Raw genomic sequence first — 12172 nt, 5'->3', positions numbered from 1 at the left:
TTTGACCTCTTTTTGGCTACTAAATTGCAAAATGCATTTCTACTAACTGTAGCACTATTTTATGAAATTGGTATAAGTTCCGTCAGCCTTGACTTTAATTACTCCAATAGGAGTGTTTAATCCATCAGGGTTGATGGTATTTGACTCTACCGCAAACCCTGCAACTACCCAGTCATAGACCTGATTAATGCTGGCAGAATTGGCGTATTTCTTCCGAGGAACGTGACGAACCATCTCAACGTAATTACTGAGAAAATCTCGAATGCGCCGCTTCTCCACTACCTCTGGGCGCAACTCGTAATGAGTACCCGTAAAGCAGTAAAGTTGCCCCGCAATAGACGCCCAATGACCCTCGGAATAAAGATATTTCTCAGCTTTCAATACGAAATTTTGCTCTCCAGCGGGAGCTGTGTCTGGGATGTAGCCACTCTCACTACTAAGAGGTGACAAAGATACTACATCCTCATACGTGCGTGGGAGAGGAATTAAAGAAATATTAGGGTTTGAAGTGTTCTTTTTTCGATCAACCTTCTTGAGTTCTTTTTCCCATTTATCAAAGGTTGGAGCCTCTGCCACAGCCTGTAAAAAAGCCTCTCCCCCTTTCCCGACGATTAGATCATCCATCCCTTTGAATTTGGTATCCCAGCAAGTGATGTGGACAGTGCAACCGTTATTGATGAGAAGGGTCGCAAATTTGATAATGGCGGCGCGACAAGAGGGCTTGGCCGCATAGTCGGAATCAAAGTCGATGTAATGAGTAGTTCCTGGCTCTGCCCATTCCTCCACAAACTTTGCTAATTTTCCACCTTTCCCCCAGTTCCAAACGCCCGTTAATGCGATGACAGCCGACCCAAGGCTTAGACCCGCCCCGGCCTTCTTGACTCCCTCTGTCCAATGGCGGGGGATGGATTTGTCGGCGTGAACTTTCGCCCAGTAATTTCTATCAGTCATAGGCAGGAAGATTGCGTCGGGTTCCATGCCACTGCCTGTCATGTATTTGATTTCTTTGCCATCTTTGCCGTGGTGCAGTCTGTCGGGTTTGGCTTGACCGTACCAGTTGCCAGTCGGCTGACCAGTCCGCCACAAGACACCTCGACACCACCAGCCCCCCGTCTTGATAGGTATTTGGGGACGGACGCGCTCGTTAAGTTCTTTAGCTGTCAACGATTCAATGGCTAAACGGGCGATCGCTTCATCAACTGCTGAATCTTTGCACCATTCGGCGAGATGCTCGTTTGATAAATATTTTGCAGTGCTTGAAAGTTGCCCGTCGATCGGGTTAATATTGTCGTACATGAAAATTTCTCGCCCTAAGCGAGTTGAATCCTCAAAACCGCTGCGTACTAGGTTCCAATTAGGTGCAGCGGTTTTTTGGCGTTTACAGTTTTGAAAGACTTTAAAACAGGTGGAACCGCCCCGCTAGTGAATGCGGGCGATTAAGCTGTCGTTGCGAGCACAGCCACCTATTTCGGCGTCGGGAAGCGGTACAAAACCTTTGGGAGGACTCTCGTTAGTTTTAAGGAAAGGCGGTGCCAAGCCCTCAACAAAACTCCGGAACCTAGCCAAACTTTCAGTTGAGGTCAGGAAGGTATCAGGATTGCCGTTAAAAAAATCCTTGATAGAACAAAATCTGGGTCTGCGAGCGCCTGGGAGAATAACTCCTACTTGACTGTCTACATACCTAAAAGATTTGTCTAGACTTCGCTTGTTGCTGAACTGTTCTAGAAAAATTTCATTAGCAGCCCGCATGGCAAGCTTCAAGAAAGTTGGGCGATTCCATGAAAGTTCTCTCTGGCGTTCCCAAAAAAATCTCAAGGGTTCGTCATGAGGGCATTTGCCCCAGAGTTTTTGTATCAGTGCCTTTTGCTCTGTTAAGTCCATCGTTTTATTTTAACGGCGGTGGCACGTCTTCGATAAATAGTCGGCGCTTGAATTGCACCCCACACAACAGCTTTTTAGCGAGCAAGCGCTTGATTTGAAACCGAGAGACAAAATACTTTTTCTCGTAGGCTTTAGCAGGGATGCACCGGGGCGGGTCTAAGGGTCGGCCTGCTGACCGATAAACTACTCCGATTTTGGGTTTTCCTGTGGGCATAATTTTCCTCTAATTTGGCTAGCCAGTCTCTACGTCGTCGATGTTATACATCGACGAGTGAGTTTTTGGCGGGAAACGTAGACAGAGAGCGGGTTTCGGAAAAAGCGATTTTGGAGCCGACTGAGAGTGGTTTTTGTCCAAAATTTCGGACGGATTCTGGCTCCAAAATCACCTTCATTTGCCTAGCCAGTCTCTACCGCGTGGGTATTAATAGCCACGAGTGAGTTCTGTGGGAGAAAACGAGACAGCGTAAGGGTTTCGGTGATAGGGTGTTTTCGAGGCAAAATAAAGCATTTTCACTCCCCGACCAAACGCTTATACTCAGCCTCGGCATCCTTGTATTTTTGTGAGCCTCCCTTCGATACTCCCCAAATCTCAAGAATTATCTTGGCTTTACCCCATCCCTTCGCCTTGAGTTCCAACAACCGTTCAGCGCGTTCATTTTTGGCGTTCTCGGCTAGTTGCCGTTCTGTTTCCTCCTCATCCTCAGAGCTTAGTGTTAGAGCGCGTTCTAGCAGTTCTCGGTTGGCATCGCTCGCTAGCAAAAGTTCTGCCTCCGTTCGACGCTCTTGTTCTGCGACATAGGAGCTAACTGCGAGTTCATCTGCCACGTCGGCGTCGATCGCCCTCGCTTTCATTGCCTCAAATTCCTCCTCTTTTGCAACCTTTAAAGCACATCGGCGACCCTCAAAGCAGCAAGCAAAACCCGACACCAGGGCGATACCTTGCATGAAATTATGCAGGGGAATTTTGCGGGAAAGAATGAATGGTGGAGCTAGCCAGAGGGTAAGCCCCGAGAGAGATAAAACGGATACTTTCAGGAGCGACACAACATCACCCCCGCCCCAACTAAAACCCCGATTGTACTAGCAATTAATCTGAATCTAAATTGCAGTAAATTGATTTTCAAGATGGCAATAATTGCATCATCTAGTAGCCAAGCACTAGCACTGACAATGAGTTTGAGTGCGAATAATGCTTGCACAAATAGTAGTAGAGAATGATGAAGCGATGCCAGCCAACAAAGGAAGCTGGAGGCGATCGCAGTCAACAGAAAGTTGTTGCCGAGAGCGATCGCCTTTATCATTGCTCTGAGCCTCCCAGTAATTTGGCTTTGATAGCTTCAATCCTTTCGGTGGCGCGGTTTTCTGCTTTTTCCAAGCCTATACCTAACCGGGCATAGCCAGGACGCAAACCGTGCAAATGTTTAGCCAATCCCACATCAGCTTTTTTCTTGGTGAGTTCGCCAGTGGCAACGACTTTCTCGTACCCCCGGTGCGCTTTATGGACTTTTGCATCTGCCTCTTCAATCTGACCTAGCGATTTGTAAGATTTCTTGGCATGGCGAGCGTTCTCGGTTTTTTCCTTAGCAAGCTTCTTCATTGCGTCCGCTTCTTCTTTTGTGAAATAGCGCGGGGCATCTACTACAGGCGTTGTGCGGATGCTAGCAAAGTTGCCGGGATTGAGCGGTGTGATTACGCTTGCATCGGTCGGAGCCATCAACTTATCGCTCTTGTGGCTGATAGCGTCGCTGCTATCACCACCGAATAGTCGGGTCATTGTTCCCATTATTTACCTACCTGAATTGTGATTTTTACCGGGAAAAGATTTAGCGGATTGATGCGGGGAAACATTCCTAAAATCAGCAAAGCAAAGCCAACCGACGCAAGAGCCAGAGCGAAGGCTTGCCCAAAATCCACCCACTCCAAAAGGTTGCAGGATGAGTTTTGTTGAATGTTGCTAGCGGTCGTTGGAAAAGGAAGTGTTTCGGGCTTCGGCTCAAACTCCAGCCCGTGCAGGTTTAGAAGTGCTTCCCATGTGGAAGTTTTTGTGAGCTTCCCAAACTTCCGAGCGTCATCATCGCAGAACCCGCAAGCGTAAGCGACTGTTTTTAGGTGGTCAATCCGACGACAAGAAACGGCAGGCTTAGACATGACGGACTAGCCTCATTCTGTCGCCCGTAGTGGGTTCCCCTTCAAAACAGGGGTACTGAAAATCATCCGAGCTAGTGCTGCTCAGCCAGTTGATGTAGTAAACCCAACCATCCTCCGGGCGATGGCAGATACCGACAATCTCACCGAATTCAATGAAGTCCTCGCCGAATTCTCCTGTCCAGTCAATCTCGATCAAGTCGCCCATTCTGAACTCTGGCAACGGTCGCCCGCTGAGAGTAGAGAGAAGTGGTTGAGGAGATGGTACGAGGTACAACAAAGCGGCCGACATTGCTTTTTGAAAAAGCTCGCGCCGGGGAAATGTAAAGTGTTGCGATCGCCCATCAGGGTATCGCGCCGAAATTGGCATAATTATTAAGCTCCAAGCGTTCTAAGACAACGGTTGGGGAAGTCGTGACTTGGCTAGCGGGTCCAATCGCTTGTCAGTCGCGCATCAATCTTCCTTACCTTTAGAGTGCAGGTTTACAGCCACCGTGTCAATAGGCGGCTGTAAAGTTTTGTGTCCCAAAAATTACCCTGAGAATCAACATATTAATAGTATCAAAGCGGGCGTAAATGCTCTAAAATCTTGCCGTCTAAATACACGGCATTAATCACTTTTTCCGATGTGTCACACCACTTCGCAACTACCGCACTCGGTACACCTTTACCAACTTGTTCGCTGATAAAAGTATCCCGACAAGAGTAGGGAGTAGTAGTTTTACGATGTCCTTCAATCTCGCGACTTTTCTCAGTGATTGGGTCAACCAGCTTATGCCAAGTACGGATAGTGAAATTGCTGTAATTAATTGCCCCGCCCTTCTTGGGTGAGGGAAAAACCAGACTGTTTTTGTCCGTCAAGTTTTCCGGTTCAAGCTTTCTCAAAAACTCGCTTAATTCCTGATTGCAAGGGAACCTGCGACGCTTGTTATTTTTACTGCCATCAACCCTAGTCTCTATCCCGCCCGGATGCTGCACACTGCCACTGAACACAATGTGAGAAAAGTCGGAGGCAATATCGCGCCACCTCAAGCCAACAGCCTCAGAGGGACGGCATCCAGTCATAAACCAAAATTGCACCAAAGGGTAGTAGTAGCAAAGCTTCTGCCCTCCATAACCCCTGCCGTTCCAATTCCCCTTGTGGTTCTTAAAGGCTTCTAATACCAACGCCTTTTCTTCGGGACTAAAAGCGTTCGGTTCGGGGTCACTTTGCCAGTTGTGTTTTGGTAAATCCGCAGCCATCCCCTTAAAAGGAGAGACGCGCAATCCGCTGATTATTTTAAATTTAATCCCCCATTCAATCGCTGCATTTACGTAAGTCAAAACTCGCTTGGTCATACTGTTGGTAGTGTCCTCAAGCAGCCACGTGCGTAATTGCAAAGCATCATCCTCGGACAAATCCTGGTAAGGACAGCGGTCAATATAAGCTTGAATGCTGGTCACTAAATAGTGAAAAGTTGTGGGCTTGACAGCAGGTTTTTTGAACTCTAAATATCTCTCAAACAATTTAGTTAGAGTCAGTTCTGGCTTGGACTTGAGAGTCTCAATGACGGTCAAGTGAGTTTGCGGCTTGTACTTTTTGAGGGTAGGGTCAAAACGCTCGAACTTGATATCAGATTCAATCAGTTGGGCTTTAGCTTGTGCCAGTTCCCAGTTTTCAGGGGTGTCAGACAGGTTCAGGTACAGGTATTTACGATCGCCCCCGTAAATCTGGCGGGGCAACTGCAAGCGCAACCTGCCACTGCGAGTCTGGACAACTACCGATCCTTTCTTGGCCCTACTAGAGGCATCGGTCATGGTAAAATTTCAAAAGCAACAGGACAAGGCTAGCATTTTGGAGACAATTTGGAGACAAAATTGGCGAACAAAAGCAGCCCGAAGGATGTAACCCTTTACCAGTATAAGCTTACATGACTGGTGCTTACTACTTCCCATGCTGAACGTCGTGGGTTCGAGTCCCACCGTCCGCTTTGACTGAATTTTCATATAATTATGAAAATTAATTAGTGCTATCAATTCAATCTATGGCTTATTTCTTAACCGCTGCTTTATATAAGTTCGTTGAACTACCTGATTTTGCTGAGTTGAAAGCACCGCTACTCGATTGTTGCAACAACAACAACGTCAAAGGCACTATCTTGCTGGCCCAAGAAGGCATCAATGGCACTATTGCCGGTACGTCCGAGGGCGTACACGCAGTGCTGGCATTCTTGCGCAGTGACCCGCGTTTTGCGGATCTGGTGCACAAGGAATCTTTCTCGGAAAAAGCACCTTTTTACCGCCTGAAAATACGCTTGAAGCGCGAAATCGTCACGATGGGAGTACCGGACATTAATCCCCGCCTCATGGCTGGCAAATATGTTAAGCCTGATGAGTGGAATAAGCTGCTTGACGATCCCGATGTTGTCGTGGTTGATGTTCGTAACGACTTCGAGGTATCTATGGGTACTTTTGAAGGCGCTATTAATCCAAAAACAAAAAGCTTTTCCGAGTTACCTGAATGGGTGCTGCGGGAAACTGCTTTACGCAATAAACCCAAGGTGGCAATGTTTTGCACGGGTGGTATTCGCTGCGAAAAATCTACTGCTTTTTTGCGCAGTCAAGGTTTTGATGAAGTCTATCATCTCGAAGGCGGAATTTTAAAATATTTGGAAACGGTGCCGGAAGCAGAAAGTCGTTGGGAAGGTGAATGTTTTGTCTTTGATGAACGGGTTTCTGTTGGTCAGGGGTTAAAGTCGGGTAATTATGAACTTTGTCGCGGTTGTCGTCACCCGATTAGTCAGGAAGATAAGGCTTCTGAATTATTTGTACTTGGTGTGAGTTGTCCTCATTGTCATGACTCAAAAACTGAAACCAAAAAACAAGGTTTATCTGAACGTCAACGTCAGATTGAGCTTGCTAAGCGTCGCAACCAAGTACATATAGGCGCGCGCTACGATGCGAAGGAAAAAGTAGATGAGGCCTGCGACTAATAGTATTAAAACTAAGCTCAAAGAAACCCAGTTTATACGAAAAATCTTGTTTGGCGACGAGAAATATACCAAGAAACCGGGTTTCTGACTCGTGTAGTATTGGCACTAAGCTCAAAGAAACCCAGTTTATACGAAAAATCTTGTTTGGCAACGAGAAATATACCAAGAAACCGGGTTCTGACGAGAAAAACCAGATCGTGCGATCGACTAATTATATGTCAGCAACATATCCGATTTTGTATTCCTTTCGCCGCTGTCCCTATGCTATGCGCGCGCGCTTGGCCTTAATGGTTAGCAATCGGGTGTGTGAGTTGCGGGAAGTTGTTTTGCGAGACAAACCACCAGAGATGTTGGAGGTATCGGCCAAAGGTACAGTACCAATATTGATTGATGTTGACGGGCGGGTACTCGATCAAAGTATCGATATCATGTTGTGGGCATTGAGACAACACGATCCTGAAAAATGGTTGATACCACAGCAAGGTTCTGTTGCAGAAATGCTGGAACTAATCGCTCTATTTGATGATAGGTTTAAATATCATCTTGACCGTTATAAGTACCCCGATCGTTATGCAGATGTTGATGCTCAAGTACATCGCTATAAAGGTTCTTTATTCCTGGACAAACTAAATGCAAAGTTAAGCGCTACTAAATATTTGTTTGGTAACAATGTAGCATTAGCCGATATGGCGATCGCACCTTTTGTTCGCCAATTCGCTCATACCGATCAAAATTGGTTCAACGAACAGCCTTGGCCACCGGTACAAGCTTGGTTAGCAGGGTTCACAGAGTCGGAAATTTATAGCAGTGTTATGCAGAAATATCCGAAATGGGAATCCGGTAATGCAGGCGTTATTTTTCCTTCCTCGTAATTACTTATTCTTATTCGCTGCCAGCATATTTATTAACTTCCCAAAATGTTATTTACCATGCTAAACTTATTGTTTTGAGAATACTAGATTTACTGTCATTTGAATAGAAAAGTGACGGAGGCAAAAATCGCCTTTTGCTAATTTTTTAAACGTGAAAGGATTTGCTGTATTCTAGTAAATGTTATCAGGCTAAAACTATGATTGATGTTGGTTCGTTAGTTCGATCGCCCAGAAACGATTTGGGAGTCGGAAAAGTTGTCGAGGTATCGCGTACTGATGCCGTAGTTGAATATTTTTGCTCAGTTAAAAACCGCATCCGCAAAACTGTGCCATTGGGTTTGCTGCAAGAAGCGAGACTTCAGCGCCAAACCCGCTGCTACCTGTGGAGTACCACTCAGGAAAGATGGATTATCGGTCGAGTTTATGACTGGGATGAAGATAAATTAGAGTACGAAATTGACCTGCCCGACAGCCAAAGTTTGCAAGCTGTTGAAACCGAACTTTACGTTCGCTGCAATATCCCGATCGCCGATCCGATCGACATTTTAGCAGTCAAAGGTCAAGAAACGCCGTATTTTCACGATCGCCGATTGGCATTCGTTCAATCTGCGATCGAACAGCGGGCCGTCAGCCGCGGCATGACTGGTTTAATTTCTGCTAACATAGACCTCTATCCGCACCAAGTTGAAGTCGTCCGGCGCGTCCTAGAAGACCCAATCGTGCGCTATTTATTGGCCGACGAACCAGGACTGGGAAAAACAGTAGAAGCCGGCACAATTCTCCGCCAATTTCTGCTAGATGAACCCAACGGACGCGCAGTGGTACTGGTTCCGAAATATTTACTCGAACAGTGGCGGCAGGAGTTGGAAAATAAATTCTATTTGTCTCATTTTGCCGATCGAGTGCAGCTTGTTGCTGTTACCGAAATCAATCAAATTAGCCGCAACGCCAACCTAGATTTTCTGATTGTGGATGAAGCGCATGATGTAGCGGCAATGGCACATTCGAGCGATCGCGCTCAGCAGCAGTCCTTTGAACTCTGTCAGAAACTAGCTCAGAAAAGCAAAAATTTATTGTTATTATCTGCAACGCCAGTTCTCGGCCGCGAGCAAGATTTTCTAACGATGCTGCACTTGCTAGATCCCACAACTTACCGTCTTGATGACCTGGAAAGCTTCAAAGAACAGGTGCAAAACCGTCAAGAAATCGGCCGCGCTTTGCTGGATTTCCGAGAAAATGCCAAGCCTGCTGTTTTGCAAACAAAACTCGCTCAACTTCGCACTATTTTTGCCAAAGATGATTATTTAATCGGATTAGCAACAGAGTTAGAAAGTTGTTTGAAAACTAAAGAAACCGCAGAACAGGCTCGCCTTGTCCGAACTATTCGCACTCACGTTAGCGATACCTACCGCCTGCATCGTCGCATCCTTCGCAACCGCCGGGATGCGGTGGAAGATGTGATTTTCGATCGAGATGCTGTCCCCAAAACCGAGTACGATCTGAATGATGAACAGTGGGCGGAAATTCAAACCATACTCGATAAATGGCGCACAGTCGCTCCCAAGTCTAGCGAATATCAGAGAATTTTTCTGCTGTTTTTCCGCGCTTCTGGTACTTGGCTGAATGTTTTAGAACGGGTTGTCAAAGCTCGCTTGCAGAAAAAATCGACTCCAGAACTCGATCGCGAATTTGGACAAAACGACACGGCAATTTTGACCAAAACTGCGCTGTTTCCCGAAGAAAGGGAAATGCTGGAAACCTTGCTTAATACCCTGGGAAAGCCCCAGGAAGGACTCGATCGACTGAGTTTGTTACGAATCGCGATTCTCCGATTTCTCGCAGTTGCTTTGAAGGTTCCGCGCGAGTATCACAGCAAACCTCGCGATTTGCTGTCGAGAATTCAACAGCAAATTAAACGGCCGATTCCGGGCGAGCGTTTCCCGAAAATTGTGATTTTTACCAGTTTTACGGCAACTTGTAAAGAGATTGCGGAAAATTTAGCGAAAATCTTTGGTAAAAATGCGATCGCCAGCCATGACACGAGCAAGTCGGCTGATGATGTTGAGGCTAGTCTCAAGCGGTTTAAGACTGAGCCACATTGTTTTATCTTAGTGTGCGATCGCTCGGCAGAAGCAGGGGTAAATCTGCAATTGACAGATTGGTTAGTTCACTTCGATTTGCCGTGGTTTCCCAACCAGTTAGAACAAAGACTCGGCAGAGTCGATCGCATTGGCAGCAAAATGGGAGTGCAATTTTGTTTGTTTGCAGGCCCGGATTTGCCGGAGAGTCCCCACGAAGCTTGGTTTCAAGTTTTAAAAGATGGGTTTGATATCTTCAACAAATCTATTGCCAGCCTTCAGTTTTATGCTGAGGAAAAACTTCTCAAACTTGAAGAAAAGTTGTTTGCTGAGGGAGGCAAGGGCTTATCCAGCGAAATTGAATCGATTAAAACAGAAATCGAACAAGAGAAAATTAAAATTGACGAACAGTACGTTCTCGATGAAATTGATACTCTTGATGACAGCGCATCTCAGTATTTTGAATCTCTCGACAACTGCGATGCTAAGCATAAGGAAATGCAGCGGGCTACTGAAGGTTGGTTGTGTCAAGCTCTTCACTTCAAACAAATCGAACATCCGAGTGTATCGGGGTTGCTGCGCTATCAACCTACTCAAAAAACGTTGATTCCGTCGAACGATTTGAGAACCCGATTGATTCCTTATTGCCAGCAGTATGGCAGTTACAATCGCCGTATTGCTTATCAGAATGCGGATGTCGCTCTTTACCGCATTGGTGAGGGATTAATCGATGCACTTGGCTCTTATATTCGCTGGGACGATCGCGGTCAAGCTTTTGCCATGTGGCGGCATGATGAAAGTTGGGATGCTGCGCCTGGGAAGGAGTGGTTCGGCTTCCAGTTTAATTATTCAATCCAGACTGATGTGCAGCGGGCTGAGCAAGTTTTGCAAGCACAAAACATCGAAAATTACAACTTGAAAGCTTTGCAGCGCCGCGCTGATGCTCTGTTTCTCCCAACTTTTGAAACTGTGTTTGTAGATGCTCGTAGCGAGCCGATGTCTCTGGTGGAAGATGCGGAACTTCTGACGATTTTGCAGCGGGCTTATAAGGGGAAAGGCGGGCCGAATCGGGATTACAATTTGTCGAAAAATCGCACGTCGCTGATTGACAGTTTTGTCGATCCGCTAGAATGGGATGATTTTTGTCAAAAGGGACGGGTGGTATCGGAGGAATTGCTGCGCGGGCGATCGGCTTTTGTGGAAATGTGCCATAGTTCCGCTGTTACGGCTGCTATCCAACTCGAAAACCGGGTGAATCAATTGCAATTGCGCTTGAATCGACTTTCTAAATCCGAACAACTTTTAGAATCGGTTTTAGCTGAGGAAATCAGTACGGAAAGTTTGTTGAGTGAAGCGGTTTTAGCTGGTATTCGCCGCCCGCACATGACTCTTGAGTCTGTGGGATTTATTGTGATTTCTGGGCGTCCTCCTGTAAAGTCGGAGGATGAAGGATAATTTGTTTGGGAGGGCGATCGCTCTTTTTGACCCGATTCGGAAGCACAGGCGAGACGCCCGTGCCACGATGGACGGATATGGATAAAAGGGCGATCGCTTTTTATTTAATCAAACTGTAAGAGTGAAAACAGCTTTAGGGTGGAAAGTAGCGATAAATATCTTTCCGGTGAAGAACTCTTGCAAAAGTAACTGTTTCGCCATCAAAATAAAAACCTATTCGATAGTCGCCAACCCGAAACCGATACGCATTATCATCGCCTTTCAATTTTTTTAAGTTAACTATTGTCTGTAAATCATTAACATTGGGAATTTCCCCAAAAGCAAACTCCTTGATTTGCTGAAAAACAGGCGTACTCTTAAGAGCTTTTAAATCCTTCACAAAACTGGGCAGATATTCTACTTTCATTCTGTTTCCAGTTCTGCAAGTGCTTGCCGTAAATTTAACGGCTTTTCATTTTTTACTTCGCGCATAGCCAACAGAAGTCCTCTATCTTCGATAGCTTCTAGGAAATACTGATAGTCGGTATAATCTAGAATGACTTGACTAATGTTGCCTTCGGCATCTAATATCAATTTTTTGGCAAGTGGATAATCTTCTATCTTCATATACTTTTATGTTGAGATGAGTTGGGAGGGAATGATGGTTCTATTTTAACAGCGATTTTTTTTACAAGGTTTGATGATTGTCGATTCCCTACGGGATAGCTTCGCTTCACGCTCTTTTTGAACCGCAGATGCAGGCGGATAAACGGGGATGGACGCAGATGGA

14 protein-coding genes are annotated in these 12172 nt (G+C 46.0%); 3 read left to right on the top strand and 11 right to left on the bottom strand.

Annotation, left to right across the window (positions count from 1 at the left end; translation table 11 throughout):
* Positions 1–54: 54 nt before the first annotated feature.
* From QUA78_RS24675 to QUA78_RS24635, 9 genes are all read right to left on the bottom strand, one after another.
* Entirely contained in the window at positions 55–1296 is a 1242-nt protein-coding gene (locus QUA78_RS24675) for a DUF3854 domain-containing protein (protein WP_333303601.1), read from the bottom strand.
* Between the two features lie 123 nt (positions 1297–1419).
* A complete protein-coding gene (locus QUA78_RS24670) occupies positions 1420–1881 on the bottom strand; it encodes a hypothetical protein (protein WP_333303600.1) in 462 nt (153 codons plus the stop codon).
* A gap of 4 nt (positions 1882–1885) precedes the next feature.
* Positions 1886–2095, bottom strand: a complete 210-nt coding sequence (locus QUA78_RS24665; protein ID WP_333303599.1) for a hypothetical protein — start codon at positions 2093–2095, stop codon at positions 1886–1888.
* A gap of 296 nt (positions 2096–2391) precedes the next feature.
* Positions 2392–2925: a hypothetical protein gene (locus tag QUA78_RS24660; RefSeq protein WP_333399072.1), complete on the bottom strand. Its 534-nt coding sequence runs from the start codon at positions 2923–2925 to the stop codon at positions 2392–2394.
* Positions 2913–3182 (bottom strand): hypothetical protein, encoded by a 270-nt coding sequence (locus QUA78_RS24655; RefSeq protein ID WP_333303597.1) that lies wholly within the window; start codon positions 3180–3182, stop codon positions 2913–2915. Before QUA78_RS24655 ends, QUA78_RS24660 begins: the two co-directional genes overlap by 13 nt.
* A complete protein-coding gene (locus QUA78_RS24650) occupies positions 3179–3655 on the bottom strand; it encodes a hypothetical protein (RefSeq protein WP_333399071.1) in 477 nt (158 codons plus the stop codon). Before QUA78_RS24650 ends, QUA78_RS24655 begins: the two co-directional genes overlap by 4 nt.
* Before the next feature lie 8 nt (positions 3656–3663).
* Positions 3664–4029, bottom strand: a complete 366-nt coding sequence (locus QUA78_RS24645) for a hypothetical protein (RefSeq protein WP_333303595.1) — start codon at positions 4027–4029, stop codon at positions 3664–3666.
* Entirely contained in the window at positions 4022–4396 is a 375-nt protein-coding gene (locus QUA78_RS24640) for a hypothetical protein (RefSeq protein ID WP_333303594.1), read from the bottom strand. Before QUA78_RS24640 ends, QUA78_RS24645 begins: the two co-directional genes overlap by 8 nt.
* Positions 4397–4587: 191 nt before the next feature.
* Entirely contained in the window at positions 4588–5823 is a 1236-nt protein-coding gene (locus tag QUA78_RS24635) for a tyrosine-type recombinase/integrase (RefSeq protein WP_333303593.1), read from the bottom strand.
* Between the two features lie 209 nt (positions 5824–6032).
* On the opposite strand from QUA78_RS24635, the gene trhO reads away from it, so the two are divergent.
* From trhO to dpdE, 3 genes are all read left to right on the top strand, one after another.
* Positions 6033–6998 carry an oxygen-dependent tRNA uridine(34) hydroxylase TrhO gene (gene trhO / locus QUA78_RS24630; protein ID WP_445302460.1) on the top strand — a complete coding sequence of 322 codons (966 nt, stop codon included), beginning with the start codon at positions 6033–6035 and terminating at the stop codon, positions 6996–6998.
* 50 nt (positions 6999–7048) lie between these two features.
* Positions 7049–7870 (top strand): glutathione S-transferase, encoded by an 822-nt coding sequence (locus QUA78_RS24625; RefSeq protein WP_333399070.1) that lies wholly within the window; start codon positions 7049–7051, stop codon positions 7868–7870.
* Between the two features lie 197 nt (positions 7871–8067).
* A complete protein-coding gene (dpdE, locus tag QUA78_RS24620) occupies positions 8068–11403 on the top strand; it encodes a protein DpdE (RefSeq protein WP_333303590.1) in 3336 nt (1111 codons plus the stop codon).
* Positions 11404–11536: 133 nt separating this feature from the next.
* On the opposite strand, the gene QUA78_RS24615 is transcribed toward dpdE, so the two are convergent.
* Together QUA78_RS24615 and QUA78_RS24610 are read right to left on the bottom strand one after the other, a co-directional pair.
* Positions 11537–11809 (bottom strand): type II toxin-antitoxin system RelE/ParE family toxin, encoded by a 273-nt coding sequence (locus QUA78_RS24615; RefSeq protein WP_333303589.1) that lies wholly within the window; start codon positions 11807–11809, stop codon positions 11537–11539.
* Positions 11806–12009: a hypothetical protein gene (locus QUA78_RS24610; RefSeq protein ID WP_172186847.1), complete on the bottom strand. Its 204-nt coding sequence runs from the start codon at positions 12007–12009 to the stop codon at positions 11806–11808. The genes QUA78_RS24615 and QUA78_RS24610 overlap by 4 nt, the downstream gene beginning before the upstream one ends.
* Positions 12010–12172: the final 163 nt, after the last annotated feature.

It is taken from the genome of Microcoleus sp. K4-B3 (assembly GCF_036704615.1).
GTDB lineage: Bacteria > Cyanobacteriota > Cyanobacteriia > Cyanobacteriales > Microcoleaceae > Microcoleus.
Note: the sequence above shows the minus strand (reverse complement) of the source record. Positions and strands in the feature narration are given on the sequence as shown.

Bases quoted from the DNA above. Each gene is read 5' to 3' on its own strand.
- QUA78_RS24640 (WP_333303594.1), bottom strand. From the start codon at position 4,396: ATGCCAATTTCGGCGCGATACCCTGATGGGCGATCGCAACACTTTACA.
- QUA78_RS24645 (WP_333303595.1), bottom strand. From the start codon at position 4,029: ATGTCTAAGCCTGCCGTTTCTTGTCGTCGGATTGACCACCTAAAAACA.
- QUA78_RS24635 (WP_333303593.1), bottom strand. From the start codon at position 5,823: ATGACCGATGCCTCTAGTAGGGCCAAGAAAGGATCGGTAGTTGTCCAG.
- QUA78_RS24675 (WP_333303601.1), bottom strand. From the start codon at position 1,296: ATGTACGACAATATTAACCCGATCGACGGGCAACTTTCAAGCACTGCA.
- QUA78_RS24670 (WP_333303600.1), bottom strand. From the start codon at position 1,881: ATGGACTTAACAGAGCAAAAGGCACTGATACAAAAACTCTGGGGCAAA.
- QUA78_RS24665 (WP_333303599.1), bottom strand. From the start codon at position 2,095: ATGCCCACAGGAAAACCCAAAATCGGAGTAGTTTATCGGTCAGCAGGC.
- QUA78_RS24655 (WP_333303597.1), bottom strand. From the start codon at position 3,182: ATGATAAAGGCGATCGCTCTCGGCAACAACTTTCTGTTGACTGCGATC.
- QUA78_RS24650 (WP_333399071.1), bottom strand. From the start codon at position 3,655: ATGACCCGACTATTCGGTGGTGATAGCAGCGACGCTATCAGCCACAAG.
- QUA78_RS24615 (WP_333303589.1), bottom strand. From the start codon at position 11,809: ATGAAAGTAGAATATCTGCCCAGTTTTGTGAAGGATTTAAAAGCTCTT.
- dpdE (WP_333303590.1), top strand. From the start codon at position 8,068: ATGATTGATGTTGGTTCGTTAGTTCGATCGCCCAGAAACGATTTGGGA.
- QUA78_RS24610 (WP_172186847.1), bottom strand. From the start codon at position 12,009: ATGAAGATAGAAGATTATCCACTTGCCAAAAAATTGATATTAGATGCC.